This is a genomic window from Spirillospora sp. CA-142024 (assembly GCF_050942325.1).
Classification (GTDB): domain Bacteria; phylum Actinomycetota; class Actinomycetes; order Streptosporangiales; family Streptosporangiaceae; genus Spirillospora.
This window is the reverse complement of sequence record NZ_CP192077.1, coordinates 1,351,425-1,378,301: the sequence shown is the minus strand read 5'-3', so window position 1 is coordinate 1,378,301 and position 26,877 is coordinate 1,351,425. Positions and strand designations below refer to the sequence as shown.

Here is a 26,877-nt window from a genome sequence, read left to right as displayed (position 1 = left end):
GTGCAGACGCCCAGCTCACGGCACCGATTCTGGACGCACCGTTGCCGCCTGATTACCGACCCTTGACGGGCCCCGGATCAGGTGTAGGACTCGCCGAGCGTCTGCCTGACCTGCTTGCGGGCCTCGTGGATACGGGACTTGACCGTGCCGAGCGGAAGCTTGAGCTGCTCGGCGATCTCCGCGTACTCCAGTTGCGAGACGTCCCGCAGGACGAGCGCCTGGATGAGGTCGGGCTTGCGGGCCTCCAGGTCCTCCATGGCGTCCAGGATGTCGACCCGGGAACCGGCGATGACGCTCGTCCGGCGCGGGTCGGGACGCTGCTGCGGAAGCTCGCCCGCCTGCTCGACCGAACGCCGCTTCAGCGACCGGTAGGTGGAGCGGGCCGAGTTCGCGACGACGACGTGCAGCCAGGTGCTGAACCGCGACCGGCCCTCGAACCGGTGGATGTTCCTCGCGACCTGTAGCAACGCGTCCTGGCACGCCTCCTCGGCGTCCTGCCGGCAGGGCAGGAACCGGGAGCTGTGCCGCAGCACGTCCGGCTCGATCCTGCGGAGGAGCTCGTTGAGGGCGCCCTGGTCGCCCTGCGCGGCCTTCACCGCCAGCTCCTCGGTCCTCTCGTCGAATGCCATGCCGCCTCAATGCTCGTTCGCGCGCTCACCCCGTTTGCTGGGATGATACGGGAGTGTCGTTCCCACCTTCAGTAGGCCGTTACCGGATCGATCGCGTCCTGGGGGCCGGGGCGTTCGCCGCCGTGTGGCTGGGGCACGACGACGCCCTGGAGTCCAAGGTCGCGATTAAGGTCCTCAACGAGAGCCTGATCGACGATCTCGACGTGCGCAACCGTTTCCTGGAGGAGGCTCGGATCCTGCGCCGCGCCGACTCCGAGCGGCTGGTCCGTGTCCACGACATCGGGGAGCTCCCGGACGGACGGCCCTACTTCGTGATGTCGTACGCGGACCGCGGGACACTCGGCGACCGCATGCGGGAAAGACCGCTTCCGGTCAACGACGCGGTCGCGCTCGCCGAGCAGATCGCCTACGGCGTCGAGGTCATCAACACGCTGGGCGTGATCCACCGCGACCTCAAGCCGTCCAACGTGCTGTTCCAGTCGACGCCGGACGGCGGCGAGAAACTGCTCATCGCCGACCTCGGGCTCGCCAAGGCCCTCGCGCACGCCTCCGGGGCGTTCACGCTTCCGGTCGGCACGCCCGGATACATGTCGCCCGAGCAGGCGCGGTTCGGCGGCGGGCTGGACGTCCGCGCCGACGTGTACGGCCTCGGCGCGCTGACCTACCACATGGTCACCGGGCGCGCCCCCGGTCCCGCGCCGGTCAAGAAGGCTCCGAGCGAGATGCGGGAGGGGCTGCCCCCGGCGTTCGACCAGGTGATCCTGCGGGCGCTGGAGGTCGAGCGGGAGAAGCGGTGGCCGACCGCCGAGGCGTTCGCCGAGGCCCTGTCCACGTTGCGTCCGACACCCGCCCCGAGCGGCTCCGCGGCGCCCGGCCCCGGCCCCGGCCCCGGCCCCGCGCCTGCGTACGCGCCGCAAGCACCGCGGGTCGACGCGGACTCGACCGTCCAGGACTTCTACAGCGACGGCGTCCAGGCCCAGCAGCCCGGCCCCGCCCGGCAACCGGGACCCGCCCAGCAGCCCGGCCCAGGACAGCCCGGCCCAGGGCAGCCCGGCCCAGGGCAGCCCGGCCCAGGGCAGCCCAGCCCAGGGCAGCAGCCCGGCCCGGGACAGGCGGGCCCGGGACAGCCCGGCCCAGGACAGGCTGGTCCGGGGCCGCAGGGCGTTCCGCCGGGGATGCAGACGCGGTTCGAGCAGCCCGGCGAGGACGACGTCCACACGTCCGAGATGCAGGTCCCGCCGCGGATGCCGGAGGGCGGCGCGACGGTCGTGGACTCCCCGAGCGGTCGCGGCACGCCGTTCGGTCAGGTCGAGGGCCCCACCGCCCCGGACAACGACAATGACCGGACGATCGCGTACCGGCCGGAACAGCAGCAGCCCCCGCAGCAGGACAACGACAAGACGTCCGTGTTCGCGCCCCAGCCGGGCCCGCAGAACGCCGGACCGCAGGGCGCCCCCATGCAGCCGATGGGCCCCGGCGGCCAGCAGCCCTACGGAGCGCCGCCCACCGGATTCCAGCCTCCGCCCCAGGGGCCCGTCCAAGGCGGGGGGCAGGGCGGCAGGAAGGGCGGCGGCGCGCCCAAGAAGTTCGCCACGCCGCTGATCATCACGGCGGTCGTGCTGGTGGTCGCGGTGGTCGGCGGGCTGGCGCTCGGCCTGATGTTCTCCGGCGGCGGCAAGGACAAGAAGGACAAGAAGGCGCCGGCGATCCCGAAGGACTTCGTCGCGATCTCCGACAACGCCGGCAAGATCAAGGCCGCGGCGCCGAAGGCCTGGCCGAAGCAGCAGCAGGAGCAGACGTGGACGCCGTCCACCGTCAACCTGAACGACGGCCAGCCGCGGCCGGTGCTCCGCGCGACCCCGGACAAGGCCGCGTTCCTCGGCAACGGCAAGGGCCCCGGAGTCTTCATCGGCGTGACCACGGATCTGCGCCAGGGCCAGCTTCCGCCGCCGAGCGCGTCCGTCCACCCGCAGTGCACGAAGGCCGCGCCGGAGAACTACACCACCCCGGACGGCGCCCTCAGCGGGACGATCACCCGCTTCACCGCCTGCAAGACCGGCACCGCGTCGGTCACCGAGGTCGGCCTCAAGGACAAGTCCGGCAAGTTCGGTCTGTGGATCCGCGTCAAGGAGACCGACAACCGCAACGCCACCAAGGACATCCTCGACAACCTCAAGGTGACCGGCCCCTAACCCGCCGAATCGGCGAGCAACCCCTCACCCGACGTCCGGCAGCGGACGCCGGGACATCGGCATGCCCGGCCGAGGGGTTGCATCGCGACATGTTTTCGATATATCGTTAATGCATCGCAACCGATCACCAACGAAGGGGTACGCGATGCACGAGCACACGAAGAGAAGGCGCGGCGGCTTCCGCGGACCGCAGGAACGCGGCCGGCGCGGCGATCCGTTCGGCCCGTGGGGGCCCGGCGGTCCGGGGTTCGGCCCTGGTCCCGGCCATCGCGGCCGCGGTGGACGCGGACGGCGGACCCGGCGCGGCAACGTCCGGGCGGCCCTGCTCGCCCTGCTCGCCGAGCGGGCCATGCACGGCTACGAGATGATCCAGGAGCTGGACGGCCGCACCGGCGGCGTCTGGCGGCCGAGCCCCGGCTCGGTCTACCCGACCCTCCAGATGCTGGAGGACGAGGGTCTGGTCAGCAGCGAGGAGGACGGCGGCAAGCGGCTGTTCTCCCTTACCGACGCGGGCCGTGAGGAGGCGGCGGCGCAGACCACCGCCCCCTGGGACGAGGTCACCGAGGCCGCCGGCGAGAACGTCCTGCGCGGACGCGAGGCGATCGGCCAGCTGATGGTCGCCCTCCAGCAGGTGATGGCCGTCGGCAGCGAGGCGCAGAAGGCGCGCGCGCTGGACGTGGTCAACGACGCCCGCCGCCGCCTCTACGGAATCCTCGCCGATGATCCCGAAGCCGAGTGAGCCGGAACGACCGGAACCGCCGTGGCCGACCCGGCCACGGCGGTTTCACTTTCCGCTCGGGAAGGGCGCCTGCTTGGCGAGGCGGTCGGCCATGTAGAGCTGTTTCCACACGTACAGGCCCATGTCCGAGCGCCTGATCGTGCGGTTGACGGGGACGTCGACCGTGGCGCGCACCAGGTACGAGGCGCCCGGCGCGAGGTACTTGTCGCCGCCGTCCCCCGGAATCAGCGAACCGCCCGCGAGACGGCGCACGACCTGGCTCTTGGTCGGCGGCGTGCACATGACTTCGGGCACGCCGGCCTGCGGCATGCAGCGTCCCCGCGCCTCCGGCGTGACGAGGTCGCGCTTGACGAACACGTCGCCGGGGAAGTCGAGCAGGATCTTCTGGTCCGTCGGGTTGCCGAGGATGTACTCGATGTAAGGGAACGCCGTCCCCGACGGGGGCGAGGACTGGAACGTCGTCACCCCGTCGCTCACCCCGGCCTTCACCGCCGCGATCCGGTACTTGGAGCCATCGGCGGTGCCCACCGTGATGGGCGAGCCCGCCAGGGGCAGCCCGCCGCCGTTCGGTGCTTGGTCACTGGCGGCCGGGGGTGCGTCCGCCGCGTCCTCGTCGCCGGAGCCGGGCGTCAGGACGAGCCCGATCGCGACCAGCCCGGCCAGGACGAGCACGCCCGCAGCGACGAGACCGCCGCGGCGTCCCGCGCGCCGGCGCGCGGCCCGGCGTTCCCGCTCGCGATCCCGCGACCCGAGCCGCACCTGAACGCCGCTGGTCTCCCGGACACCCATCGGCTCCGGTGTGGACGGGCGCGCCTCCCGCCCCGAGTAGGCGTCCTGCGCCTCGGGGACGGCGGCCCACTCCGCGGCCCCGACCCGCGCCGCCCGCTCGGGAGCCGGCGACCGCGGAGGCGCCCCCCAGACCCGCGGCGGCCCCTGCTGGGACGGGTGGGCACCCGGCGCGGGACGGGGGGCGGGAGCCGCCTGGACGATGGGGCTGGTCGGGGCGCCCGGCGGGATCGGGGCGCCGGGCGGCTGGACGGGTGTTCCCTCTCTCGGGGTGACCTTCGGGACGCCCTGGGCGGGCGTGTGCCTGATCTCGCCCGGACGGCGCGGAAGTCCCCGTTCCGTGTCCACCGTCTAGCCTCCCGATGTCCATTGTGTGACTCCCCCGTGAAGCCACACTTGCCGCAATTCACCATATTTTGGCTCAATTGGACGTCGCGTCCATGCGGACCACCGGAGTCTCGCGAGATACGACAAGTCCGGCTGTGACTCTTGTCACTTGGGCGACAACACCGACGGCGCGGGCGGCGCGGTCAGGAAAGAGAGTCAGGAGAGGGAGCCGGCGAGGCCGTCGAGGAGGCCGACCACCCCGGCCGGGCCGTCGACAACCACGTCCGCTCGCTCGGCGAGCGCGGTGACCTCCGTGGACCCGCTGCACACCAGCACGCCGGGCACGCGCTGCGCGCGCAGCGACTCGACGGCGTCGAACGCGGCCAGGTCGCCGAGGTCGTCCCCCGCGAACAGCACGGCGGACGGGCGGGCCCCGCGGTCGTCGATGAACGAGCGCAGCGCCTTCCCCTTGTCCATGCCATGCGGGCGCAGTTCGAGGACGAGCCGGCCGGGCTCCACGGTCAGCCCGGTGCGTTCCGCGAGCGCGGCCATGATGCTGCGCAGCCGTTCGAGCGCGACCTCGGGTTCGGCGCACCGCCGGGTGTGCACGGCGAGCGCCTGCCCCTTGTCCTCGACGAAGGTCTCGGGCGGGGCCCCGGCCGCCGCGAGGACGCCCGGCAGCTTCGCGCGGGCCTCGGCCACGCCGGGCGGCGGCTCCGGCTCGGTCAGCACGCCGGACTCCCACCGTTCGAGCCCGTACTGGCCGAGGACGACGAGCCCGTCGATGCCCTCGAAGCCGCCGTACTCGACGGCCACGGCGGCGGGACGTCCGGTGATGACGACAAGGGCGCCGACCAGCGGGGCCAGCCGGGCGAGGGCCGGAGCCGCGCCCGGATGGGCCCGCGCCGAGGCCGGATCGTCCACGATCGGCGCCAGCGTGCCGTCGAAGTCGAAGCCGAGCACGGCCCCGGCGGGGTTCTTACGGATCGCGTCAAGGCCGTCGGCACCGGCGGCCGTCACAGGGCGGGGAGAGTTCACGTGACCAGTGTTGGTCAGATCAGGGCCGGATGCCGAGTCGGCGCGCGGCGCGGCTGCGTTGCCGCTGTGTCCGCATCCGGCGGAGGCGCTTGACGAGCATGGGGTCGCACTCGAGCGCCTCGGGCCGGTCGATCAGGATGTTGAGGAGCTGGTAGTACCGCGTCGCCGACATGTCGAACATCTCGCGGATGGCCTGCTCCTTGGCGCCGGCGTGCTTCCACCACTGCCGTTCGAAGGCGAGGATCCGGCGGTCGCGCTCGTCGAGCCCGCCGGCGCGGAAGGCGGCGCCGTCCGCCCCGCCCTCGTCGTCGGCGGCGGGCTCGGCCGGGGGGCTCGGGGGTGGTGCGTCGTCCGTGGTCGCGTCCTGCGGGGGGACGTCGCCGCGGGGGTCACCGGGGGCGTTCGCCGCTCGCATCAGGTCCCCTCTGTGGTTACTGATCCCGGGTCGTCCGGGTTCGGGCGGGTGCCATGCTACGCGTCCGGGACGACAAGTTCCGGTGGTTCGCGGGGAGGGAATGCCGGTGGTCCAGTGCATCACATCCCCGTTCACCTGGGACTCTTTCGCGCCGTGTGTCACATGGAGAACGCCGGTCCCGGTGGCGTGCAAACATATGCACACTACATGCGTTAGAGTGGGTGGTCCGCGGCGTCCGGAACGGCGAACACGGAACGGAGACCTTGCATGGCGACGGAGACCTCCGCCACGGGACCGCCCGCCGAGCCGGACGCGTCCCGGGACGGGAGCCGTTCCGACACCGCTCTCTCGGAGATCGCGATGGCGCTGTTCCATCTGCGCCGCGTCTGGGCCAAGCCGGAACTCGTGAAGCGGGTCCGCGCCCAGACCTCCGCCGGGACGGACGGACGCCCGCTGCAACTGTCGAACCTCATGGTCGTGAACGCGGTGGCCGCCCTCACCAAGGCGGAATGCGCGGACGACCCGTCCTGCGAGGTGACCGTCGGCGCCGTGGCGGAGCGGCTGGAGATCGACCCGTCCACCGCGAGCCGGCTCGTCGGGCACGCGCTCGACGCCGGGCTGGTGTCCCGGCGCCCGTCCCCGGTGGACGCGCGCCGCGCCAACCTCGGGCTGACCGACGCCGGACGGCGCGTCAAGCAGGTCTCCGACCGGTTCCGCCGCGCCTACCTCGACGAGCTGATGACCGGCTGGTCGGCGCGGGAGCGGGCCGAGTTCGCGCGGCTGCTCACCCGGTTCGCCGACGCGGCCGTCCAGGCACCGATGTACCCGGACGGCATCGGCCGGATCTTCGAAGAAGCCGCCGCCGACTGAGCCACGCCCGGCCCAGACCACCAGCCGAGCAAAAGGCGCCGGTCGGTCGGTGTTCGCCGGGCCGACCGGCGCCTTCGGGTGGTGGTCAGGCTCCGTTGCGGAGGGCTGACATGCGCATGAGGTACTCGTCCTCGTCGATCTCGCCGCGGGCGAACCGCTCGGCGAGCACCGACTGCGCCTTGGCCATCGGGTCGGCCGCCGAGGCGGCCGCCGCGGCGCTCGTGTTCATCCGGCGGCGGATGAAGTAGAAGGCGGTCCCCAGCACGGCCAGCCAGAACAGGCCGAACGTGATCGGGAACACCGGCCAGAACGCGGGCGCGTCCCCTCCGTCGTGCCAGCCCTCGTTCCAACCGCCCGGGTGCATCGCCATCGCCTGCGTCGCCAGCGTCGTCACCATGGTTCATCGACCCTTCCTGTGTTCGGATACGTCGATGCTCGGCGACGGGTGAGGGGGGCCGCATCGTCTGGCCGGAGGCACTCGCGCTACGCCCGCCGGAGTACCGCGATCACCACCAGGGCGGCCGGTAGTCCTCGTCGTCGGCGGGGCGCGAGTGCCGTCCGCGCGGCTCGTCGCCGGGCTGGTCCGGCGGCGGGACGGGCCACTCCGGCGGTTCGGGGTCGGCGGGACCGGCCGGCGGGACGATGGGGATCGCGCCGGTGGGCAACTCGTCCGCCGGAGGTATGGGCGGGCGCGGCGGCTCCACCGGCGGCTCCGGGAATACGGCGGCGGGCGGAGCGGCCGTCTCGCTCTCGGGGACGTCCGGCGTGTCGAGCACCCCGCGGCGGAACGCCTCCCAGGCGTCGTCATCCAGGGCGGGCGGCTCGTCCCGCGCCGAGCCGTTGAGCCCGGACGCACCGTCGCCGTTGAGGACGTCGTGCCCGTTCGTGCCGTGCCCGTTGACGGCGTTCCCGTTGGCGCCGCCGGCGGCGAACTCTTCGGGGACGAACGGACGCAGCTCGCTCGACATGACCGGAGGCTGCTTCGGCTCGACGGGGGCGGGCGGCGGCTCCCCGTCCCGTCCGGGACGGTCCGGTGCGGCGTCCCAGACCGGCGCGTCCAGCGGCGAGGGTTCCGGCTGCGGCGCGTCCCAGAGTGAGGCGGTGTCCTGCGGCGGGACGTCCTCCCCGAAGGCGGGCCCCTGGTACACCTCGGTGCTCTGGAAGAGCGGCGTGCTGACCGGCGCGACCGTGGGCGCCGCGTACACCGCGGACGGTGCGGGCGTCCCGGACGACACCGCGACGGCGGGTTCGCGCGGCGCGGACGGCGCGGACGGAAGCCCGTAGTCGGCGACGGCGTCGGTGTCCCCGGTCTCCTCCTCCGGGCGCCGCCGCTGCCGCCAGCCGAGGACGAGCCCGACGGCGACCAGCAGCCCGCCGCCGCCGAGGACGAGCGGGAGCAGGAAGCCGGAGTCGCGGGCGGACGACCGTGCCGCGGGCGCGGGCGCGGCGGACGAGGGCGGCGGCGTCTCCACCGGCCCGCTGGACGTCTTGTTGATCGTATTGGCGGCGACGAGCGTGCGCGCCGCGTCGACCGTCCCGCGGCACTCGGTCGAGCCGGTCGGGTGGCCGGGCCGGGCCGGCGATCCCTGCACGAGCGCCCGCCTGACCTCGTCCGGGCTCAGCCGCGGGTAGCGCGAGCGGACGAGCGCGGCGACCCCGGCGACCATCGCCGACGACGCGCTCGTGCCCGTGCCGACGACGTAGCCGTTGCTGGCGTCGGCGCTGACGATCTCGACGCCGGGCGCGCAGACGGCGGCGTTGGAGCGCCTGTTGCTGTCCTTCCAGAGGCGCAGCCTGCGGTCGAGCGCCCCGACGGCGATCACTCCCGGGTAGGCGGCGGGGAAGTTCTTGCGGTTCGCGCCGGAGCCGTCGTTGCCGGCCGAGGCGATCAGCACGACGCCCTTGCCGAGCGCGTACCTGATCGCCTTCTCCTGCGACGGGGTGCCGTTGTAGGACTGCCGCCCGCCGCCGAGGGACATGTTGATGATCTGGGCGCCGTGGTCGACGGCGTACCGGATGCCCTGCGCGACGGCGTCGCGGTCGCCGGTGCCGGCCTGCTGCCCGTTGTCGCGCCGCAGCGGGTCGTCGTTCTCCAGCGTGACGCGGATGGACAGGACGCGGCTCAGCGGCGCGACCCCCATCATCCCCTGCGACAGCCCCGGACCATGGCCGTGACCTGCGATGATGCTGGCCATCGAGGTCCCGTGCAGGCCCCAGTAGCGGCTGCCGGGGCGGCGCAGCCCGCCGGTGAGGTCCGGGCCGGTGACCACGCGCCCGGTGAGGTCGGGGTGGCGCTTGTCGACGCCGGTGTCCAGGACCGCGACGGTGACGCCGCGTCCCCTGGAGTACCGCCACGCCTTCTGGGCGCTCAGGACGTCCAGGTGCCACTCGCGGGAGCGGATCTGGTCGGTCGGCGCGCCCCGCAGCGGCGCGGCCACGGCCCCGGCAGCGGCTCCGCGCACGGTCCGCCGTTCCGCCGCGGCGCCGTCGATCATCGCCGCCGGCACGGCGACGGCCGCGCCGAGCGTCAGGACGGTGAGGGTCGCGGTCGTCCGGGCGCCGAGCCGGTGCGGCGGCAGGGCCGGACGGGCACGCGCCGGACGGCGTCGACCGGCTTCGGACACGCCGCCCCTCCCTCCGGCAGACCGCCGCGCTTCACGGCGGCTGACATTCTGCCACGCGAACCGGCCTTGGCCCGGGCACTCGGCACATTAGGGCACGTCCGGGACAGCGCGGATCTTCCTCTCTGCGCCCACCGGCGTACTCGTCGGTAACCCTAGGCGACACGGAATGGTAACCCGCCCACGGGGTCAGCGTGGAGAGCGGCGGCGTCTGCGCCGTGGGCGCATGCTCGCCACTATCGCGACGCCGATCACCGCCAGGCCGATCTGGAAGACCAGCTCGATCCAGTCGATCCCGTTGGTGGTGTCCACGCCGACCCGCTGCGCGATCGCCGTGCCGGCGATCGCCGCGACGATGCCGACGATCACCGTGAGGATGACTCCGATGGGCTGGCGACCGGGCAGCACCAGCCGGCCGAGCGCCCCGATGATCGCCCCGATGACGATCGCGGAGATGATGCCTGTGATGTTCATTCCCTGCCTGTGCCCACTCCCTGCGGCTCATCACGCGGCCGGGCACGTCATACGGGCAGCTCAGGTGGGCTGGTCGTCTCGCATGGAGCGCAGGTCGTCGAAGGTCAGCGCGGGGCCGCCGAGGTCTCCCGGCCGCCCGGCCCGCAACCCGTCGATGATCAGGTCGAGGTGCCGGTGCGCCAGTTCCTCGCCCAGCTCTCGGGGGATCGGGCCGGGCATCGGGCGGGACAGCCGGACGAGCAGCATCCCGACGTCGCCGTGGGTGACGTCCGGGCGCAGGTCGCCGTCCTCCTGGGCGGTGGCGACGAGTTCCTTCATGATGCCGACGCCCTCATCGCGGGCGGTGGAGATCTCCTCGTCGTCGAACGGGATCTCCTCCAGGAGGACGGGGAACACGGCGCCGATGCGGATGTCCAGGACGCGGTGCATGTAGCGGACGAGGGCCACGAAGGCGGTCGGCTCGTCGTCCCGCGCGCGCTTGACCTCGTCTCTGGTGCGCTGCAAGGCGTCCAAGGCGACGGCCCTGGTCAGCGCCTTCCGGTCGGGAAACCTCCGGTAAAGGGTGGCGATGCCGGTGCCCGCACGCCGTGAGATGTCCTCCAGCGGGGCACCCGGCCCCTGTTCGACGAACACCTCCCGGGCGGCGGCGAGGATCCGGTCGCGGTTGTCTCGCGCGTCGGCCCGCAGGGGACGCTCCTTCGTTGCCATGAGCCAAGCGTAGCAATCAAGTGGAGACAAATCCTCCGGTCGGTGTTACGGTGTGAGTAAGTGGAGAAAAAACCTCCGGAAGGATCGAGATCATGAGCACCGCGACCGCCACCCGCACCGCCGGTCCGCTGACCGTCGAGGCCACCGGGCCCGCGGACGTCCGCGCCGCGATCCTCGCGTCCCGCGAGCTCGGAGTGCCGCTGACCGTCCAGGCCACCGGGCACGGCACGGTCGTCCCGCCGGACGAGGGGATGCTGCTGAAGACGTCCCGCATGACCCGCGTGCTGGTCGACCCGTCCCGCCGCACCGCCCGCGCCGAGGCCGGCGCCCGCTGGAGCGACGTGATCGCCGCCGCCGCTCCCCTCGGGCTGGCGCCGCTGTCGGGTTCGCACGCCTCCGTCGGCGTCACCGGCTTCACCCTCGGCGGCGGCGTCGGCCCGCTGTCCCGCCGGTTCGGGTTCGCCGCCGACCACCTGCTCCGCGCCGAGATCGTCACCGCCGACGGCCGGCACCTCACCGCCGACGCCGGCCGCCACCCCGACCTGTTCTGGGCGCTGCGCGGCGGCAGCGGCAACTTCGGCGTCGTGACATCGCTGGAGTTCCGGCTCCACCCCGTCTCCACGGTCTACGCGGGCGTCGCGATGTTCCCGGTCGAGCGCGCCGCCGACGTGCTCACCCGTTTCCGGGACGAATCGGCCACGCGTCCGGACGCGCTGACGGTCTCGGTCGCACTGGCGAACCACGCTTCGCACGGCCGGGTCGTCATCGTCCGGGGCGTCCACGCGGGGCCCGCGGCGGACGGCGCGCGGGCGCTGCGGTCACTGTGGCAGGCCGCCGGCCCGCCGCTGCACGACGACTTCCGGACGATGCCGTACGCCGAGACCGAGTCGCTGGGCGGCACCGCGCCCCACCACTTCCACCTCCACGCCGATCTCCCCGACCCGCTGATCGCCGTGATCGCCGCCAGTGACGCGTCCGGGATCGAGGTCCGGCACTGGGGCGGCGCGATGGCCCGTCCCGGTGCGGACGCCGGCCCGGTGGGGCACCGCGGCGTCCCCTTCTCCCTCACCATCGACGGCTCCGACGCGGATCTCGCGCCGTACGCGACCGGCGGCTCGTTCCTGAACTTCCTGCACGACACGTCCAGGACGGCGAGCGCCTACACCCCGGAGAACTTCCGGCGGCTGCGCGAGGTCAAGCGCGCCTACGACCCGCAGAACGTGTTCCACCGCAACCACAACATCCAGCCCGCCTGAAATGCGAGGTAACCGCCATGGCAACGCTCACTTCCGCTCCGGCCCCGTCCCAGAAGCTCGACCGCAGGCTCGTCACGATCGGTGTCGTGGTGGTGCTCGGCGCGATCATGTCGATCATCGACGCGACCGCCGTCAACGTCGCCACCCGCACCCTCGCCGAGGACTTCGGCGCCTCGATCACGTCCGTCCAGTGGGTGCTGACCGGCTACATGCTGGGCCTCGCCGCCGTCATCCCGGTCACCGGCTGGGCCACCGAGCGGTTCGGGGCCCGCCGCGTCTGGATCAGCGCGCTGCTGCTGTTCCTGGCCGGCTCCGCGCTCGCCGGGCTCGCCTGGTCGATGCCCGCGCTGATCGCGTTCCGGGTCGTGCAGGGCATCGGCGGCGGCATGATCATCCCGGTGGCGCAGACGATCCTCGCGCAGGCCGCGGGCCCGGCCCGGATGGGACGCGTCATGGGCTTCATCGGGCTGCCCATGCTGCTCGGCTCCGTCGCCGGCCCGATCGCCGGCGGCCTGATCATCTCGACGGCCGGCTGGCGCTGGATCTTCCTCGCCAACCTCCCGCTGGGCGTTCTCGCCGTCGTGGCGGCGTTCCGCCTGCTGCCCTCCTCCCAGGGCCGCCGGACATCCCTGGACGTCCGGGGCCTGCTGCTCCTGTGCGGCGGCGTGACGGCGTTCGTCTACGGCACCACCGAGGCGGGACGTCCCGGCGCACTGGACGCGCCCCGCACCTGGGCGATCCTCGGCGCCGCCGCCGCGCTCATCGCGCTCTACGTGCTGCACGCCCGGCGGGGAGAGGCGCTGATCGACCTCGCGCTGTTCCGCGACCGGGGCTTCGCCGCCGCCGCGGTCACCAACGTCGTCGTCGCCGTCGCGCTGTTCGGCGTCCTCGTCCTGCTGCCGCTGTACTGGCAGGTCGTCCGCGGCCACGGCCCCCTCGCCACCGGCCTGCTCCTCGCACCCCAGGCGCTGGGCGCCGCGGTGGCGATGCCGCTGGCCGGACGGATCACCGACCGGGTCGGCGCCGGCGTCGTCGTGCCCACCGGAATCGTCCTCGGGCTGCTGGGCACGGCCGCCTACACCCAGATCCACGCGGACACGTCACCCCTGCTGCTGGCCACGGCGCTGTTCGTGATCGGCCTCGGCCTGGGCGCGACGATCATGCCGTCCATGGCGGCCGCCTACCAGGCCCTGCCGCCCGCACTGATCCCCCGGGCGACCAGCGCGATCAACACCCTCCAGCGGATGGGCGCGTCCGTCGGGACCACGGCCCTCGCGGTGATCCTGCAGCACGAGATCACCGCCCAGGCACCCGGGCTCGGCGGCGCCGCCCTGGCCCCGCTCCCGGACTCGTCGCGCATCGCCGTCGCCCCGCTCCTGGCGACCGCCTTCGGGCACGCCTTCTGGATAGCCCTGGCCATCGGCGCCCTGGCCGTCGTCCCGGCGCTCCTGCTGCCGCGGAACGCGCGGTCTACCTCCGGATGACCCTCATGGGCACGGGCCCGGCCGGGCGGTAGGTGATCTCCGCCCGGCCGGGCACCGTCACACCCGGCACCAGGTCGAGCCGGTGAGTGCGGCTGATGGTCGCGAGGACCAGGGTCGCCTCCAGCATCGCGAACCCGGCGCCCACACAGATCCGGCGCCCACCTCCGAACGGCAGGTACGCATACCGCGAACGGCGCTGCTCCCCCATGAACCGTTCCGGCTGGAAGCCCTCGGGATTGGGCCATATCTCGGCGTTCCGATGGATCAGGTAGGGCGGGATGGCCAAGGTGGACCCGGCCGGCACCTCCACCCCGGCGACATCGTCGTCGTCGAGGGCGTCGCGCTCGATCGTCCAGGCCGGCGGATACAGCCGCATGGCCTCCGAGAGAACGGCCTTCGTCCACGGCAGCTGATCGACGTCCTCGGCTTTGGGCTCCCTCCCGCCGAGGACCTCGTCCACCTCGTCCTCCAGCCGCTCTCTTGCCGCCGGGTACCGCGACAGGAGCACGAACGTCCAGGCCAGCGAGGCCGCGGTGGTCTCATGGCCGGCGAGCAGCAGAGTCAGAACCTCGTCCCGCAGCTCCGCCTCGCCGAACTCCCCGCTCTCCTTGAGGAGATTCAGCAGTTCCCCACCGGACGACCCCCGGACGACCCGCTGCACCATCCCGTCCAGATGATCCAGCGCCCCGGCGAGCCCCGGAACGCGCCGGTACACCCCTCGTTTCGCCGTGGCCGCGGGCAGGAACGTCCCGGCGACGGCGCCCCGCTGGAGCGCCTCAAGCGATCGCCCGGTCCGTTCCGACTCCGCGCCCAACTCACTTCCGAACAGCGCGCGCCCGACAATGCCCAGTGTCAGTTTCCGCAGTTCACCGGCAGCGTCGAGCGCCACTCCGTCCGGCCATCGCCGCACGACCTGCTCGGTCGTCTCCACCATTTGCGGCGCGAACCCGACGACGTGCCGCTGGGAGAAAACCGGCTGCACCACCCGGCGATGCCGCCGCCACGTCTCCCCTTCGCTGGTCAGGAGCCCGTCCCCGAGAACGGCGCGCAACGGCCGATACGTAAACGCCTTCACATAGTTGTCCTGCTTGGCCACCAGCACGCGCTCGGCATGCTCGGGCCGCGACAGCAGAAAGAAGGACCGGCCCACCCCGAACGGCACCCGGACGGCATCTCCATACCGCCGCGAGAGCCCTCCATAAGTCCGGAGCGGATCCCGAGCCATCCGCCCCCACCACCGAAGAGCCTCGACGCCCCACGGCCCCGCAACACCCGTCTGCCCCATTCCCCCACCGTAGGAAGCGCCCCGCCCCCCGACAACCCCACCGAGCCCTCGACTGGGAACGAACCGGACAATCTGGCACTCCCGGGATCGTCCCCGGCTGTTCGACGGGGCCCCCGCGTCATGGTGATGCGCTGGTGCGGGGCAAATCCCGTAAGTGCACCTAAAAGAGGATTGTTGCCCCTCGGCTTGAGTGGCATCGTCGACACAATTCCGTCCGTCCATGGCAACGCGGAAGCTTCGCAGCGCATGCACTCATTAAATCTTTCCTTGCCGGTCATGCATCTTTGCTATACCGATCGCCAGGTACCGTTGAAATATGGAGGACGCCGCGGAACCCGATCGGATCATCGGCATGGCCACCCGGCTGTTCGCGAACCTCGGCTATGACGGCATGTCCCTCGGAATGATCGCCGACGCATTCGGCATCCCCGTATCCACGGTGACCACGGCGGCCGGAGACAAGCGCCGGCTGTATCTGACGGTGATGCAGCGTGCCTTCGAGGCGGAACGGGAGGCGTTGCAGTCCGCGATGGACACCTGCCCGCCGGGCCGCGCGTGCGTGCACCACATCCTCGACGCCTACATCGACTTCCATGTCGGGCATCCATACGTCAGGGCGCTCTGGGCGCACCGCTGGGTGTCCGACGCCGCCGACATCCCCGACCTGGAGAACCACTACCCCCGCCTGCTGTTCCGGCTGGTGGGCAGCAGAATCAAGGACGAGGTCCCGCCGGGCGTCAACACCTATTACCTGCTGGGCATGATGGTCTGGTGCGTCCACGGCTTCCTGGGCTCCGGAGTACTCGCAGCCGATCAGGGAATGCTGCCCGCGGACGAACCGAAAGTATTGGCGGAGTTCAGATCCCAAATGCACCTGATGTTCGAAGGCATGCTGACCGCACGCCAATGACCACCCAAGGACCCGAGCACCATCGGGCCCTTCTTCCCACCGCCGCGAGCGAACGGTACTTTCGCGCTGTACTTCTTCCCGCGCCGAGCCCATCAAGACCGGCCCGGGCTCCGCTGTTCAGCGGGTTCGTGCCGGCGGCACGATCTCGCCGACGGCACCCGAGGTCTCCAGCCGGACGACGGTGGGGCCGCGCTCGCACTCCCACGTGGTGACGTTGGCGAAGGTCGTCTCCCCGTGGCGCCAGAGCCCCCCATCCTGATGGATGTGACCGAACATGTGCAGCTTGGGACGGACCTCCCGCACCCGGGCCAGCAGGTCTTCACAACCGTGGCGTCCGGGGTAGGCGTTGGCGTCACCGATTCCGAGCGGAGGCCCGTGCGTGACCAGGACGTCGACGCCGTCCGGAATCATGGCCCATTTCTCGGCGAGGGGACGGCCTCGGGGAAGGTTGAACGCCCACTCGTTGAACTCCGGCTGCCAGGGACTGCCCCAGAACGTGACACCGTCGATATCCGTCCCGCTGTCCTCCAGGTAGCGGATGCCCCGGTCGGCCAAGACGGCGCGGGAACGTTCGGGCTCGTCCAGGAACATCCAGTCGTGGTTGCCCGCGACGACCACCTTCGTCCGATGCGGAAGGTCGTGCATCCAATCCGCGGCGTCCTTGAGCTCTTTGAGGTCCTTGCCGTGCCGGCACAGGTCACCCGCGTGCACGAAGACATCCCCATCAGGGACAGCGAGCTCGCGATGATAGGTATGCGTATCGGCAACCGCAACAATTCGCATAACGCAAGCGTACTGAGCCTCTATAACACCATTAACCCGCCCGGAGTGTCCGGCCGTGGCCCGCTTAGAGCGTCGCGCGAGTCCGACGCCGGTAGTAGGCGAAGGTGACGGCCGCGAGGAGAGGGCCCCACGCGACCAGCGGCGCGTAGGCGACGATGGCCAGGGCGCCCTGCCAGGTGTCGGGGCTGAGAGGAGCGTCGGCGGCCAGTGGACGCCCCGCCAGGTTTCGTCCGATCACCAATGCCACCGCCGCCCACGTCCACAGGGCGGTCAGGACGATCGCGCCGAGAGCCCCCGGCACCACGGCCAGGAGCCTCGGCACCCGACGTCCACGCAGGAAGGGAACCCATCGGGGGAACACCTCGCCCCATGTCGAGACGAGCCCGACGGCGGTGAACGCCAGCAGCTCCGAAACCACCGAGAGCAGCACCACGTACAACTCCAGCGGCATCCAGGACGGCAGATCGCCACTGGCGTCGGGCCCTACGTCCCGCATGATCGGCAGATGGAGGGTGACGGCCGAGATCCGCCACAGGCTGGACGGCAGCACCGTGAACGGGACGATCAGCGCGGCCGTCCGCGCCCAGCGCGGTACCCCGGCGACGGGTGCGTGCGCACCGGCCCAGGCGGCCCGCAGGCGAGGCAACCGCGGTGCGCGGGAAGCGACGGCGAAATCGGTCATGGCTCGAAGATCGCGCGCAGGGTCACGACCTCACATCCCCCACCGGCACGACCGGCATCCCCCGCCAGGGGGAATCGCCGTCGAACGCCTCATGCGCCAGTAGGCACGGCGTGTGCACGGGCAGAGGCAACCAGGTCAGGCTTCGAGCCCCGTCAGCAACCGCGCTACATCGAGTCCAGTGTTCAGGTAGTCCACGAACAAGGAGTTGTTCAGCGCCCACTTCGATCGGCGGTAGCGGACCAGAAAGATCGCGTCATCGGTGCCGTAACCCAGGAGCGTGAGGGCATGGGCCATGACAAGACCGGACCGGTTGTAGCCGGAGTGGCAGCGGACCAGCACACGCCGGCGCTGCTCGATCGACTCCACAGCCAGTTCGGCTGCCCGAGCGACCGCCCCGATCTGCTCAGCGGTCAACGGCCCGTCGGGTACTTCCACACACCTGTGCTCGACGCCGCTGTCTGGACCGTGCCCCTCCCGAACGTACAAGCTGATCACTAGATCGAACTCACGACTCACGATGACCGGTGTCCGGGTTCCCGACGGATCCCGGTAGTAATGGCCGCCCATCCACAGCAACGGGACGATCTCATCCCAGGGTGTCCCGGCGTCAGGCGCTCCCCGGCCCTCGGTCCGCATGGCCTCGCTCCTTGCAGTGCAGCCCAACCACCGCAAGGCCGGGCAAGATCAACTGATCACGCCATCACCGTACAACGCGAACTGCCGATCGCGGCATGACATGAGCGGGCGGCCAGGAGTGGCCGGAAGGGCACCGAGCCGACCGGGGTCACGCCTCCTCGAGTTGCCGCAGGTACTCGGCAAGCTCCGGGGCCGTTGGCAGCACCTGCGGGTCGACGCTCTGCCGGATCAGGCCGGCCTCCTCGTCCCCACGTTGCCCTTCGAGGATGACGACGACGAACCCGGGGGAAAGCGAATCGTGGATGCCCCCCTGCCGCGCCGTCATGGTCATCGCTTTGCAGACACGGGCCATCGCGGCGTCGTGCGCCGCCTCAAGCGTGTCCATCGCCGCATCCGTTTCGGCCTCGGTGGCGGCGGGTGCGAAGTACTCCTCAGTGAGACGGTGATACCACGGCGACATCGCATCGCTCGCGGCGTCCAGGACGTCCCACCGCCACTCCGGCGGGATGAACCGTGTCGAGTCCCTATAGTCCTCCCCGCGCGGGCGAACCTCGTTCACCGCTGCCTCAGTGTTGGCGGCCAGGGCCGGCGAGAGGATCTCGGTACCGTCCATGTAGAAGAGATGGAAGGCCGCGGCGTACAGCCGCTCGCCCGGATGCGCTTCTGCGAGGGCGGTCAGGGTGCGGCATCCGCTGTCATGCCAAGCCTTCTCGAAGGCGCCCCAGTCCATCGCCGCATGCTATCCCAGCCCTTTCAGTCCCGAACTCTGAGGCGCGAGCCGGGGCTTTAGCCGACTTGTTCGCTGGTCTCGTAACGGCGGCGCCATGCTTCGCAGCGGACGACGAAGGCGGGGAGGTGGTGAGCCTCGAAGTCTTCGGCTGACCAGTCGTCGGGGCCGACTTCAACGCCTTGGTCGCATACGTAGGTCCAGCCGTGACGGCCGTCGGCCAGGTCGATGGGGAGGAGTTGGTATTCCGAGTCTTCGAAGGCGTCCAGGACGCGCCACTCTTGGAGGGTGAGGCCGGTCAGGAGAAAACCGCGTGCGGTGGTGCTGCCGGGGACGAGTCCGGGGTAGACGCGTTCAGGCAGGGTGGCGACGCGCCATCCCTCGGCGGCTGCGGGTTCGCGGTCGGGAACGCGGTCGATGAGGGCGAACAGGACCTCAGGAAACCGGAGGCTTCCATAGACGAACAGGGCCTCCGGGCCCGCCGACAGGCGTTCCCGCTCCCCAGAGGGCGACGAGGTCGGTTGGGGCGAGCGGGGCTCGATATGCGGCATGGAGCACCTCCCGGGACACCTTAACGTCGGCTTCGGAGAGGGCCGCGAACCAGTCGAACCCGACCGGACAGGCCCACATGTGAGTGCCGTGCAGGGGGTTGTGGCGCGATCGGCGAGGTAACCGGAGCTTGCCGGTCCACCAGGGGACGGCGGCCCTGAGGTAGTCGGCGCATTCCACAGCGGGCGTCCCGGTGCTACTCGAAGGTGTCTCACTGACGTACCTGGTCACGCCATAAAATCACCATGGCTTACTGTGCGGGCCGATCCCTGGCCTTCTTGGGTTGGCCGTGTCGAATAGGAGTGGGGATGGCCAGCTTCACGTGGAGGAGGGTACGCAGACGCCTGCGGTAATGAATCCGGAACTCGGCTGATCACCGTGGCGCGGCCCGCAGTGCCGGTTCAGTTAGCCTCGGTGCAGGTGCGGTTGCCCTGCACGGTCGGCGCGGGGCCTGTCTGGCGCTGTACCGAGCGAAAGAACGGTTGTCGATGCCTGGGCTGTTCCCGAATGCGGTGCGCGATGTGCACGTCAAGTACGCCAAGAACATCGGCGGCTGCGGACCGTACGCCGCCATCACCGTCGACTTCGAACCATTGCTGGACGGCATGACCGAGTTCGACTTCGTCAACTTCGTCGACGAGGCGGATCTTCCGTCCGAGTTCGCCGAGGCCGTCGCCGACGGCATCAGGCGTGAACTGCTGGGCGACGTCGAATATGAGTGGGAAAAGCCTTTGCCGCAGGCAGGCTCCGACGCTCTGGCTGTTCAAGTCGCGCTTACTGGCGCCCGTTGGCACGAACTCGATTCCAGCGAACGCGGCTTCCGGCAGGCTGGACGCCTGGCCGTCCGCGCGGCCCTCAACCAGGACCGAATACCCAAGCGCCCAAAAAGACGGCGATAAGAAGGTCGGGGTGACATTGCCGGCCGCGCTGTTGCGCGGAACACGTTGTGCGGGTCACGGGCCCGCTTGACCTCCCGCAGCCGCGCGGGTGCGCTGCCGGAGAAGGACTTCGCCGCCGTGTCACCGGGGGACAGCTCGGTGTACGGCTTGCGGCCGCTGATGTAGGCCTCCAGGTCGGCCACGACCTCGGCCTGCTTGGCGTGTGCCGCATCAGCCGCGTGCGGCAGGCCGAGACCCAGCAGGCCGAGCAGGTACGGCTCGGCCAACGCGCCGCTCGCACCGGCCCCGCCGCCCGGCTCGGGCGCGGGCGTGAAGTGACCGTGGGGCGCGTGCAGACGTCAGGCAGGCTGCGCGGCGGGCGCTGAGGCGGTGGCCTCCTGGGCCTCGCCGGCCTTGCCGGTCTCGCGGAGGATCAGCAGACCCGTGACCGCGATCAGCGCCGAGGTCAGGCCGTGGATGCCGAACGCGGCGGCCGTGGAGCCGTGGTGGGCCAGGACGGTGACCATGTCGCCGAACGGGGCGACGGCCACCATCAGCAGGACCCAGCCCAGGGCGCGGCGGTGGCCCGTCACCAGCAGGCTGCCCATGGCCAGGCCCATCGCGATTTCGCGGCTGCCCTTCACGATGAGGAAGCCGCCGCCGTCGCCGGAGGGCCAGTGCGGCAGACCGAAGCCCGACGCCTGCGCCCCCGGGATCAGGACGAAGGACACCCCGAGGTAGAGGGTGAACAGGACGACGGCGGCGGCCAGGACGGTGTTGACGTTCTTCAGCGACATGGTTCTTCTCCTTTGACGTTCAGACGGGTCGGGGCAGTGCTCAGCCGCGGACACGGCGGATGTGGCGGGCGTAGCGGGGGCGGCCGATGACATGCCAGATGACGCGGACCGGGGCGGGGATGCCGCGCAGGACGACGGCGCGCTCGGCAGGGTTCGCGTCTTCCAGGACGGCGCCGAAGAGCGTGAGCAGGGGGAGCTTGGGTGTGTTGTTCACCAGGTGGTCGCCCAGGGAGGCCCACTCCTGTTCGGTGACGTGCTCGGCCGCGAGAGGGAGGAGGGTGGCCTCCTCGTCGTCGAGGTGTTCCAGCAGGACCGCGCGGTGCTCGGTGAGGGCGGCCACGAGGGTGTCGCGTTCGTCGGCGCCCGCGGTGGCCTCCCAGGCGGGGACCGCGGCGTCCAGCCTGGTCAGGGTGGCCGCGATGCGTTCGTGCTGGGCCTGCATGCGCAGGACGATGTCGGCCTCCAAGTCCACCCGGGACAGCAGCGGCGGCCACAGCAGCTCGTCCTCGCCCTCGTGATGGTTGTGCAGGCCCAGCCGGTAGATGCGGAAGTGGTCGGCGATCACCTTGGCGCGAGCGGTGTCACCCGGGGCGACGGCCGTGACGAGCTCCACCAGCAGCCGTGACTCACGGCGGAGGACGCGGTGGACGATCTCCATGTCCTGGGTGTCGACGCTCATCTGTTCCTCGCCCTTCGTCGGTTGCGATGCGTTCAGGCTGCTCCCGGGCCTTTGGAGGGGACTTGGAGGCGACTTGGAGCAGTCCACGTACGATGTGCGGATCATGGTCTTCGTCCAGGTCCTGGGCTCGTTCGCGGCCGAGGTGAACGGTGCGGCCGTCCACCTCGGCGGGCCGCGGCAGCGGGGCGTGCTGGCGTTGCTGGTGGCGGCGCGCGGGCAGGTCGTGCCGGTCGACCGGATGATCGAGGATCTGTGGCGCGGGGAGCCGCCGGCGCGGGCGCTGATGTCCTTGCAGGCGTACGTGTCCAACCTGCGCCGGCTGCTGGAGCCCGGACGTCCGCCGCGCACGCCGGCCCGTCTGCTGGTGAGCGCGTCGCCCGGTTATGCGCTGCGGCTGCCGCCGGAGTCGGTGGACGCGTGGCGGTTCGAGGACCTGCTCGACCGGGCCCGTACGGTCACCGACCCGCGCGCCGCCCGGTCTCGGCTCGCCGAGGCGTTGGGGCTGTGGCAGGGACCGGCGTTCGCCGAGGTCGTCGACGAGCCGTGGGCCGCCGCCGAGACGGCCCGGCTGAACGAGCTGCGCCTGGTCGCCACCGAACTGCACGTCGCGGCGGGTCTGCGAATCGGCGACCCCGCCGCGGTGGTTCCCGGGGCCGAGCGGCTCACCCGCGACGAGCCCCTCCGCGAGGAAGGTTGGCGGCTGTACGCCCTCGCACTGTGGAGCAGCGGCCGCCAAGCCGACGCGCTGGCGGCGCTACGCCGCGCTCGCGGTATCTTCGCCGATGAGCTCGGGCTCGACCCCGGCCCGGACCTGACGGCGTTGGAGGAGGCGATCCTCACCCAGCGCACGGACGTCATGCGCGAGACCGTGCCCCCGCCACCGCCGACCGCACCGCTGCCACTGCCGGTTCCGATCATCGAGGCGCCGTTCGTCGGACGCGAGGCACAGCTGTCGGCACTGGTCACGGCCGCTGCCGAGACCGCCACCGACGGAGCCCGCATCGCCCTCGTCACCGGCGAGGCCGGGCTCGGCAAGTCGACACTCCTGGAACACCTCGGCAGGCGGCTCGAACGTGACGGATGGCTGGTCGCCGCCGGCCACTGCCCCGAGCTCGACAGTGCGCCGCCCGCCTGGGCCTGGACCGAGGCGCTGAGAGCCGTCGCCGCGACCACGTCCCCAGGCGAGTTCACCGACGACCTCGCGCCGCTGCTCACCGACAACGAACCGGTGAACGCCGACGCTACCGCGGGACGGTTCCGCCTGCGCCAGGCCGTGTGGAAATGGCTCGCGGCGATCGCCGCGCAACGCCCGGTCGCCGTCGTGCTGGACGACCTGCACTGGGCGGACGCCGCCACACTGGAGCTGCTCGGCGGCGGCCTCGGCATGCGGGCCCCGATCCTGGTCGTCGCCGCGTACCGCGCGGACGAGAGCGGGCACCTCACCGAAACGCTCGCCTCCCTCGCGCGCGCCACACCCCTCCGCCTGGCGCTGCCGGGGCTGAACGACGAGGCCGTCGCGCAGCTCGTACGGACCGAATGCGAGACCGACGACGAGACCATCGCCGGGATCGCCGAGCGCACCGGCGGCAACCCGTTCTACGTGCGCGAAAGCGCCCGGCTGCTGAACGGCGAAGGCGCGCTGGTCGCCCTCTCCGAGGTCCCCGAAGGCGTACGGGACGTCCTCCGCCGCCGGCTCGCGCGCCTGCCCGAGGGTGGCGTGTCGGTCCTCCGGCTGGCCGCGGTCGCGGGCCGGGAAAGCTCGGTGGACGTCCTCGTCAAGGCCGCCGACACCGACGAGGACGGCGTGATGGACGCGCTGGACGCGGGCGTCATCGCCGGGCTCCTCGACGAGCCCGGCCCTGGCCTCATCCGCTTCGTCCACGCCCTCGTCAGGGACACGCTCGTCGCCGACGTCAGCAGATTGCGTGCCACTCGGATGCACGCCCGGATCGCCGACGCCCTGGAAGGCACCGACGACACCGCGGCGCTGGCCCACCACTACGCGCGCGCCGGCTCACCGAAAGCCGTCGGCTACTGCGTCCAGGCCGCCGAGCTCGCCGAGGCCCGCTACGCCCACGACGTGGCCGCCGACCTCCTCACCGACGCCGTCACCAACTCGACCGGACCGGACGAACGCGTCGAACTGCTCGGCAGGCTGCTGCGCGCGCAGATCCGGGCGGGAGCCGTCGGAGCCGCCCGCGAGACACGCCGTGAAGCCGTGGAGTACGCAGAGTCCCTGGGCCGCGACGACCTGATGATCGCCGCATTCACCGCATGGACGGAGCCGACCCCGTGGCAGGCCCGTACGTACGGCACGGTCGACCGTCCCATCGTCGACCGCCTGAGCCGCCTGCTGAAGCGCGAACTGACCCCTTCGGTGCGGTCCCGGCTCCTGACGGCGTACGCGAACGAGCTGATCGGCGAGGACGACCCGACCGTTCTGGAGGCGGCGCAGGAGGCACTCGACCTCGCCACCGGACCCCGGCTGCGGGCCGCGGCGCTCGAGATCCTGGCCGAAGTCCACGGCGACGCCGAGCTCTGCCGCGAGCTCGTCGAGATCGGCACAGAGCACGACCTGCCGGTCTACCGCGTCACCGGGCTGCTCAACCACGCCACCGTCGCAGCCGCCGCCAACGACCCGGTGACCATGCACCAGGTGACCACCGAGGCCCTGGAACTCGCGCGCACCTACCGAATGCGCGAAGCGATCGCCGTCACCGAGATCACGCTGGCGGCCCTGGCACTCATCGAAGGCCGATTCGCCGACGCCGAAGTCCTCTACATCAAGGCCGACGAAGGCATGCGGCGCGCCGGATCGGTGCACGCCACGGGCTTTCTCCAACTCGCCCTGGCCACGATCTGGCTGAACGACGGCACGCTCGGTGCGCACCTGGACGACGTGCGCGCCCTCCATGCCGCGCTCGGCCCCATGACCTCCGACCTGCTCGCGCTCGCCCTCCACGCCAACGGCCTGGACGCCGAAGCCCGCGAGCTCCGCGCGTCACCCGGCCCGATCCGCCCCGACTTCTTCTTCACCTTCCTCACAACGTTGCGCGCGATGGCCATCGTCGCCCTGAACGACCGCGACGCCGCCGAGGAGATCTACGCGACGCTGCTTCCGCACCGCGACGGCCCCCCGGCGGGCGCCACGAGCCTGGCGGTGGCGCTGCGCCCGGTCGCCCACACCCTCGGCGAGCTGGCCGTCCTCCTCGGCCGCGACCACGAGGCCGCCGCCCACTTCACCCAGGCCGCAACCATCGCCGACCAGTGGAACGCAGCCCACTGGGCCGCCGAGGCCCGGTCGCGAACGACCACCTAGCCTCCGGCGGATCCGGGCGCCCTCGCGTCGGCTGATTGCCGATCTTGGGCTGCCCGGGACTGTCGGAGAGGTGGCCAGGCGGCCATGGACCAACCCAACCCGAAGGTCCATGGCGCCTTGATCGGCCATGGACTGTCCCGGCTAGGCCAGGATCAGGAGAAAAAATGAGAACGACGATTTTGCCCAAACTGAGAGCTCCCCAAATGGGGGCCGCCCTCATGCTGGGCTCGGTAGTGATTGTCGGCGTGGGCTTCGTGTTCACCCGGGTACTGTCGGCCCCTCTCCAGGGGACCCTGGGGATGACCGTCTTCGGTGGCGGCATCCTCGTCGCGATCGCGCTCGTGCGAGACGGCGTCCAGGGACTGAACCCGCGCAAGCTGACTCCGCGTCAGCGGAGGGGGATGCTGCAGCACGCGCTGACCAGCTCTCTGATGAAGATCGGCGGACCAATCGCGTTCGCTCACATCGGTGCGGGCCCCTACGCCAGCATCACCGCGTTGGGCAGCCTTCTCGCCGGGCTTCCCAAGACCACGGGAACAGGTCGAGCCCTTCGCGTTCCGATCTTCCTCGCCGTGCTGATCGCGACCGGCGCCCTCCTGGGCGACCAGCGCGTCAGCTTTCTGGGGATCGGCGCCGCACTCGCCGCGGCGACGCATCCTTTCAATCTGCCGAGCCAGGCCAAACTGCTCGGCGACAAGCGCGACCAGGGTGTCGCACAGGCCAACGTCATCTGCATGTTGGTCGTCATCCCGGTGTGCTTCCCATTGGCCGACTACCTCGGAACTCCGATCGGGGACTGGACGTGGGGCGCCACCGAACTGGTCGCGATGCTGGGGGCAGGGCTGTTCGCCACGGCTCTCGCCGCCGTCATGCAGACGCGCGCGGGCATCTACCTGACCAAGGGCGGCATGGGGGTCTGGGCGGCCACGGCCCCGGCTCTCCAGCCGATGGTGGCGGTGGCACTGGCTCCCGTCCTCCTCGCCCTGTTCGGCATCGCAACGATGAACCCGAGTTCCGTCCAGTGGGTGGCTTTCGGGATCGTCACCTCCACATCCGCCATCACTGCACGGCTGGATGCGGAGGCCGCCGAGGCAGCTGAGGCCGCCGAGGCAGCACAGGAGGTATCGACAAGACGGGACTGATCCCGTCCCACCTGTTCCGGTGGCGCTCCGACGGCTCTGTCCGTGCGCCACCCGAACAGCCGCAGTACGAGAGCCCGGTCTCCACCGGGCTCTCGCTCTTTCTGGACAAGGTCGTTGCCTGCACGAATCTGCCCTGGGCCTTCTGGCTGTGAGCTTCGGACCTTCAACTGTGCGGCCCTGGCGGGGGCGATCCGTCGCGACTTCGACCGGCCACGCCTTACTGGGGACGCATAGGGCCCTGCCTGATCCGCCATTGAGAATTTATGTACCCTTTTGATTCTCAAGGAAGACGGCGATCAATTCTAGGAACTTCCCCGCTTAGATCGACGCATGGATCTGCTCATTAGGCTTAATTCTGGCGGCTAAATATTCCTGCACAAAAGACGCCAAGAGTCGATCACCTGCCAGAAGTGCGGCATGTGCATCGATCGTCACAACTAAGACCACAATATCATTCAGAGCGTTACGGAAATTCTTCTTTAGTGCGAACTGTTCTCCAAAATCAGACAGTAGCGATTGAGCAACTCGCAGTGATCTGTCCACTAAGTTGGTGGCTTACATTGGAAGCCTTGGTCGATGTCCCAAACGAGGCTATCTGTGGCGGCGTTCTCCGAACCGTCTGGGTGCTCCTCTATGGCGTACAGCCTGCGATGTCGATGTTGCGTTGGCTGACGTTGATCTCGTAGCGGCGGCACTAGCGGGGCATCGATTCGCGCCAGTAGTGAGTTCAGGTCGAACTTCCCGGCCTCGCAGACATAGCCGACGCGCGCCCGCTCCCCCGGCCGCAGTGGGCCAAGCTCACGTGGCAGCGCCGCTGTCGGCGTGTGCATGGGCGGTCTTCGCGGTCACGCTGCTCTGCCGTCGCGTACTTGTACTTCAGAACATCCATGTCAAGTACCAGTTGCGGTCATACCTAGCGCGGCATGACCCGCTTGCTGGCCTGGGTATGCC

The 26,877-nt window shown here is 70.9% G+C and carries 25 protein-coding genes; 9 read left to right on the top strand and 16 right to left on the bottom strand.

Annotated features, from left to right (window positions below; all coding sequences use genetic code 11):
• Nucleotides 1-77 precede the first annotated feature (77 nt).
• Nucleotides 78-629: an RNA polymerase sigma factor gene (locus tag ACQPZP_RS06845; RefSeq protein WP_141578537.1), complete on the bottom strand. Its 552-nt coding sequence runs from the start codon at nucleotides 627-629 to the stop codon at nucleotides 78-80.
• A 53-nt stretch (nucleotides 630-682) separates the two neighbouring features.
• On the opposite strand from ACQPZP_RS06845, the gene ACQPZP_RS06840 reads away from it, so the two are divergent.
• A complete protein-coding gene (locus ACQPZP_RS06840; protein WP_433476790.1) occupies nucleotides 683-2,821 on the top strand; it encodes a serine/threonine-protein kinase in 2,139 nt (712 codons plus the stop codon).
• 145 nt (nucleotides 2,822-2,966) lie between these two features.
• Nucleotides 2,967-3,560, top strand: coding sequence for a PadR family transcriptional regulator (locus ACQPZP_RS06835; RefSeq protein ID WP_433476789.1), 594 nt, complete (start codon nucleotides 2,967-2,969; stop codon nucleotides 3,558-3,560).
• Between the two features lie 45 nt (nucleotides 3,561-3,605).
• Here ACQPZP_RS06835 and ACQPZP_RS06830 read toward each other — a convergent pair whose 3' ends face one another.
• The 3 genes from ACQPZP_RS06830 to ACQPZP_RS06820 all read right to left on the bottom strand — a co-directional run bounded on the left by ACQPZP_RS06830 (nucleotide 3,606) and on the right by ACQPZP_RS06820 (nucleotide 6,126).
• Entirely contained in the window at nucleotides 3,606-4,694 is a 1,089-nt protein-coding gene (locus tag ACQPZP_RS06830; protein WP_433476788.1) for a hypothetical protein, read from the bottom strand.
• 195 nt (nucleotides 4,695-4,889) lie between these two features.
• On the bottom strand, nucleotides 4,890-5,711 hold the full coding sequence (otsB, locus tag ACQPZP_RS06825) for a trehalose-phosphatase (RefSeq protein ID WP_433476787.1): 822 nt from the start codon (nucleotides 5,709-5,711) through the stop codon (nucleotides 4,890-4,892).
• Nucleotides 5,712-5,730: 19 nt separating this feature from the next.
• On the bottom strand, nucleotides 5,731-6,126 hold the full coding sequence (locus tag ACQPZP_RS06820) for a DUF3263 domain-containing protein (RefSeq protein WP_433476786.1): 396 nt from the start codon (nucleotides 6,124-6,126) through the stop codon (nucleotides 5,731-5,733).
• 267 nt (nucleotides 6,127-6,393) lie between these two features.
• Between ACQPZP_RS06820 and ACQPZP_RS06815 the strand changes: the two genes are divergently transcribed.
• Nucleotides 6,394-6,996, top strand: a complete 603-nt coding sequence (locus ACQPZP_RS06815) for a MarR family winged helix-turn-helix transcriptional regulator (RefSeq protein ID WP_433476785.1) — start codon at nucleotides 6,394-6,396, stop codon at nucleotides 6,994-6,996.
• A gap of 85 nt (nucleotides 6,997-7,081) precedes the next feature.
• On the opposite strand, the gene ACQPZP_RS06810 is transcribed toward ACQPZP_RS06815, so the two are convergent.
• The 4 genes from ACQPZP_RS06810 to ACQPZP_RS06795 form a co-directional block, all read right to left on the bottom strand.
• Entirely contained in the window at nucleotides 7,082-7,393 is a 312-nt protein-coding gene (locus ACQPZP_RS06810) for an SHOCT domain-containing protein (protein WP_433476784.1), read from the bottom strand.
• A gap of 109 nt (nucleotides 7,394-7,502) precedes the next feature.
• Nucleotides 7,503-9,620, bottom strand: coding sequence for a S8 family serine peptidase (locus ACQPZP_RS06805; protein WP_433476783.1), 2,118 nt, complete (start codon nucleotides 9,618-9,620; stop codon nucleotides 7,503-7,505).
• Between the two features lie 186 nt (nucleotides 9,621-9,806).
• Nucleotides 9,807-10,091, bottom strand: coding sequence for a GlsB/YeaQ/YmgE family stress response membrane protein (locus tag ACQPZP_RS06800; RefSeq protein WP_433476782.1), 285 nt, complete (start codon nucleotides 10,089-10,091; stop codon nucleotides 9,807-9,809).
• A gap of 60 nt (nucleotides 10,092-10,151) precedes the next feature.
• Nucleotides 10,152-10,799, bottom strand: coding sequence for a TetR/AcrR family transcriptional regulator (locus ACQPZP_RS06795; protein WP_433476781.1), 648 nt, complete (start codon nucleotides 10,797-10,799; stop codon nucleotides 10,152-10,154).
• 92 nt (nucleotides 10,800-10,891) lie between these two features.
• Here ACQPZP_RS06795 and ACQPZP_RS06790 point away from each other — a divergent pair, with 92 nt between their 5' ends.
• Together ACQPZP_RS06790 and ACQPZP_RS06785 are read left to right on the top strand one after the other, a co-directional pair.
• Nucleotides 10,892-12,055 (top strand): FAD-binding oxidoreductase, encoded by a 1,164-nt coding sequence (locus ACQPZP_RS06790; RefSeq protein ID WP_433476780.1) that lies wholly within the window; start codon nucleotides 10,892-10,894, stop codon nucleotides 12,053-12,055.
• Nucleotides 12,056-12,072: 17 nt separating this feature from the next.
• Nucleotides 12,073-13,539, top strand: coding sequence for an MDR family MFS transporter (locus ACQPZP_RS06785; protein ID WP_433476779.1), 1,467 nt, complete (start codon nucleotides 12,073-12,075; stop codon nucleotides 13,537-13,539).
• Here ACQPZP_RS06785 and ACQPZP_RS06780 read toward each other — a convergent pair.
• Nucleotides 13,526-14,764: a cytochrome P450 gene (locus tag ACQPZP_RS06780; protein WP_433476778.1), complete on the bottom strand. Its 1,239-nt coding sequence runs from the start codon at nucleotides 14,762-14,764 to the stop codon at nucleotides 13,526-13,528. The genes ACQPZP_RS06785 and ACQPZP_RS06780 overlap by 14 nt on opposite strands.
• Before the next feature lie 376 nt (nucleotides 14,765-15,140).
• On the opposite strand from ACQPZP_RS06780, the gene ACQPZP_RS06775 reads away from it, so the two are divergent.
• Nucleotides 15,141-15,734, top strand: a complete 594-nt coding sequence (locus ACQPZP_RS06775) for a TetR/AcrR family transcriptional regulator (protein WP_433476777.1) — start codon at nucleotides 15,141-15,143, stop codon at nucleotides 15,732-15,734.
• Between the two features lie 117 nt (nucleotides 15,735-15,851).
• On the opposite strand, the gene ACQPZP_RS06770 is transcribed toward ACQPZP_RS06775, so the two are convergent.
• The 5 genes from ACQPZP_RS06770 to ACQPZP_RS06750 form a co-directional block, all read right to left on the bottom strand.
• Nucleotides 15,852-16,517, bottom strand: coding sequence for a metallophosphatase domain-containing protein (locus ACQPZP_RS06770; protein ID WP_433476776.1), 666 nt, complete (start codon nucleotides 16,515-16,517; stop codon nucleotides 15,852-15,854).
• 64 nt (nucleotides 16,518-16,581) lie between these two features.
• On the bottom strand, nucleotides 16,582-17,199 hold the full coding sequence (locus tag ACQPZP_RS06765; protein WP_433476775.1) for a hypothetical protein: 618 nt from the start codon (nucleotides 17,197-17,199) through the stop codon (nucleotides 16,582-16,584).
• Between the two features lie 135 nt (nucleotides 17,200-17,334).
• Nucleotides 17,335-17,835, bottom strand: a complete 501-nt coding sequence (locus ACQPZP_RS06760) for a protein-tyrosine phosphatase family protein (RefSeq protein ID WP_433476774.1) — start codon at nucleotides 17,833-17,835, stop codon at nucleotides 17,335-17,337.
• A gap of 148 nt (nucleotides 17,836-17,983) precedes the next feature.
• The gene (locus ACQPZP_RS06755; RefSeq protein WP_433476773.1) at nucleotides 17,984-18,565 is read right to left on the bottom strand and encodes a DUF4303 domain-containing protein; all 582 of its coding nucleotides are present in this window, start codon (nucleotides 18,563-18,565) and stop codon (nucleotides 17,984-17,986) included.
• Between the two features lie 56 nt (nucleotides 18,566-18,621).
• Entirely contained in the window at nucleotides 18,622-19,113 is a 492-nt protein-coding gene (locus ACQPZP_RS06750) for a gamma-glutamylcyclotransferase family protein (protein WP_433476772.1), read from the bottom strand.
• A gap of 486 nt (nucleotides 19,114-19,599) precedes the next feature.
• Here ACQPZP_RS06750 and ACQPZP_RS06745 point away from each other — a divergent pair, with 486 nt between their 5' ends.
• Nucleotides 19,600-20,010 (top strand): hypothetical protein, encoded by a 411-nt coding sequence (locus ACQPZP_RS06745; RefSeq protein ID WP_433476771.1) that lies wholly within the window; start codon nucleotides 19,600-19,602, stop codon nucleotides 20,008-20,010.
• A gap of 338 nt (nucleotides 20,011-20,348) precedes the next feature.
• Here ACQPZP_RS06745 and ACQPZP_RS06740 read toward each other — a convergent pair whose 3' ends face one another.
• Together ACQPZP_RS06740 and ACQPZP_RS06735 are read right to left on the bottom strand one after the other, a co-directional pair.
• Nucleotides 20,349-20,786 carry a DUF4267 domain-containing protein gene (locus ACQPZP_RS06740; protein ID WP_433476770.1) on the bottom strand — a complete coding sequence of 146 codons (438 nt, stop codon included), beginning with the start codon at nucleotides 20,784-20,786 and terminating at the stop codon, nucleotides 20,349-20,351.
• Between the two features lie 40 nt (nucleotides 20,787-20,826).
• Complete coding sequence (locus ACQPZP_RS06735) at nucleotides 20,827-21,465, bottom strand: hemerythrin domain-containing protein (RefSeq protein ID WP_433476769.1); 639 nt, start codon at nucleotides 21,463-21,465, stop codon at nucleotides 20,827-20,829.
• Nucleotides 21,466-21,538: 73 nt separating this feature from the next.
• Between ACQPZP_RS06735 and ACQPZP_RS06730 the strand changes: the two genes are divergently transcribed.
• Nucleotides 21,539-24,784, top strand: a complete 3,246-nt coding sequence (locus tag ACQPZP_RS06730; RefSeq protein ID WP_433476768.1) for a BTAD domain-containing putative transcriptional regulator — start codon at nucleotides 21,539-21,541, stop codon at nucleotides 24,782-24,784.
• A gap of 164 nt (nucleotides 24,785-24,948) precedes the next feature.
• Complete coding sequence (locus tag ACQPZP_RS06725) at nucleotides 24,949-25,926, top strand: hypothetical protein (protein WP_433476767.1); 978 nt, start codon at nucleotides 24,949-24,951, stop codon at nucleotides 25,924-25,926.
• The last annotated feature ends 951 nt before the right edge of the window (nucleotides 25,927-26,877 follow it).

What these genes read in the sequence shown, in the direction of transcription:
- ACQPZP_RS06835 (WP_433476789.1), top strand. Translation starts at nt 2,967, where the DNA reads ATGCACGAGCACACGAAGAGAAGGCGCGGCGGCTTCCGCGGACCGCAG.
- ACQPZP_RS06755 (WP_433476773.1), bottom strand. Translation starts at nt 18,565, where the DNA reads ATGGACTGGGGCGCCTTCGAGAAGGCTTGGCATGACAGCGGATGCCGC.
- ACQPZP_RS06810 (WP_433476784.1), bottom strand. Translation starts at nt 7,393, where the DNA reads ATGGTGACGACGCTGGCGACGCAGGCGATGGCGATGCACCCGGGCGGT.
- ACQPZP_RS06735 (WP_433476769.1), bottom strand. Translation starts at nt 21,465, where the DNA reads ATGAGCGTCGACACCCAGGACATGGAGATCGTCCACCGCGTCCTCCGC.
- ACQPZP_RS06745 (WP_433476771.1), top strand. Translation starts at nt 19,600, where the DNA reads ATGCCTGGGCTGTTCCCGAATGCGGTGCGCGATGTGCACGTCAAGTAC.
- ACQPZP_RS06790 (WP_433476780.1), top strand. Translation starts at nt 10,892, where the DNA reads ATGAGCACCGCGACCGCCACCCGCACCGCCGGTCCGCTGACCGTCGAG.
- ACQPZP_RS06795 (WP_433476781.1), bottom strand. Translation starts at nt 10,799, where the DNA reads ATGGCAACGAAGGAGCGTCCCCTGCGGGCCGACGCGCGAGACAACCGC.
- ACQPZP_RS06820 (WP_433476786.1), bottom strand. Translation starts at nt 6,126, where the DNA reads ATGCGAGCGGCGAACGCCCCCGGTGACCCCCGCGGCGACGTCCCCCCG.
- ACQPZP_RS06760 (WP_433476774.1), bottom strand. Translation starts at nt 17,835, where the DNA reads ATGCGGACCGAGGGCCGGGGAGCGCCTGACGCCGGGACACCCTGGGAT.
- ACQPZP_RS06740 (WP_433476770.1), bottom strand. Translation starts at nt 20,786, where the DNA reads ATGTCGCTGAAGAACGTCAACACCGTCCTGGCCGCCGCCGTCGTCCTG.
- ACQPZP_RS06765 (WP_433476775.1), bottom strand. Translation starts at nt 17,199, where the DNA reads ATGACCGATTTCGCCGTCGCTTCCCGCGCACCGCGGTTGCCTCGCCTG.
- ACQPZP_RS06775 (WP_433476777.1), top strand. Translation starts at nt 15,141, where the DNA reads ATGGAGGACGCCGCGGAACCCGATCGGATCATCGGCATGGCCACCCGG.
- ACQPZP_RS06785 (WP_433476779.1), top strand. Translation starts at nt 12,073, where the DNA reads ATGGCAACGCTCACTTCCGCTCCGGCCCCGTCCCAGAAGCTCGACCGC.
- ACQPZP_RS06750 (WP_433476772.1), bottom strand. Translation starts at nt 19,113, where the DNA reads ATGCCGCATATCGAGCCCCGCTCGCCCCAACCGACCTCGTCGCCCTCT.
- ACQPZP_RS06815 (WP_433476785.1), top strand. Translation starts at nt 6,394, where the DNA reads ATGGCGACGGAGACCTCCGCCACGGGACCGCCCGCCGAGCCGGACGCG.
- ACQPZP_RS06725 (WP_433476767.1), top strand. Translation starts at nt 24,949, where the DNA reads ATGAGAACGACGATTTTGCCCAAACTGAGAGCTCCCCAAATGGGGGCC.
- ACQPZP_RS06770 (WP_433476776.1), bottom strand. Translation starts at nt 16,517, where the DNA reads ATGCGAATTGTTGCGGTTGCCGATACGCATACCTATCATCGCGAGCTC.
- ACQPZP_RS06780 (WP_433476778.1), bottom strand. Translation starts at nt 14,764, where the DNA reads ATGGCTCGGGATCCGCTCCGGACTTATGGAGGGCTCTCGCGGCGGTAT.
- ACQPZP_RS06800 (WP_433476782.1), bottom strand. Translation starts at nt 10,091, where the DNA reads ATGAACATCACAGGCATCATCTCCGCGATCGTCATCGGGGCGATCATC.
- ACQPZP_RS06845 (WP_141578537.1), bottom strand. Translation starts at nt 629, where the DNA reads ATGGCATTCGACGAGAGGACCGAGGAGCTGGCGGTGAAGGCCGCGCAG.